General features: G+C 52.7%; 1 pseudogene. It reads left to right on the top strand.

Annotated features, from left to right (window positions below):
• Positions 1–12: 12 nt before the first annotated feature.
• Positions 13–527: pseudogene (locus CIK04_RS23940) on the top strand (L-threonylcarbamoyladenylate synthase); the annotation flags it as partial.
• Positions 528–581: the final 54 nt, after the last annotated feature.

The following is a 581-nucleotide window of genomic DNA, read 5'->3' as shown; positions in this document are numbered from 1 at the left end:
GAGCAAAAAGACATCGATCAAGCCAAAGAGATTCTCGCCAGCGGTGAGCTCGTGGCGATCCCCACTGAAACGGTTTACGGCTTAGCCGCAGATGCCACCAATCCAGACGCTGTGAAAAAGATATTTGCCGCGAAAGGAAGACCTGCCGATACACCCTTTGATTGTGCATATTGGCCGCGTGGAGCAACTGACCGATTGGGCGATCGACATTCCTGAAGAAGCGTATACTTTGGCACAAGCCTACTGGCCAGGCCCGTAYCYTGCTAGTTGAAAAAGCGCCTCATGTGACGCCTGTGGTTACGGGTGGCTTAGAGACCATCGGCATTCGAATGCCTGCGCATGACGTATTTGCGACTCTATTGCAATCTTCCGGAATGGCAGTTGCTGCGCCTTCAGCGAACCCGTACAAAAAACTGAGCCCGACTTCAGCCAAGCACGTCATGAATTCACTCGGTGGCAAAATTGCGGCCGTATTAGATGGAGGGGATTGTGCTCACGGGCTTGAGTCGACGATTGTCGATCGTGACTGAAAACCTTTCCGTATTTTACGTACCGGACCCAGTGACGTCTGCGCCAACTCT

It is taken from the genome of Vibrio sp. 03_296 (assembly GCF_002265885.1).
This window is presented reverse-complemented; position numbering and strand designations above follow the sequence as displayed.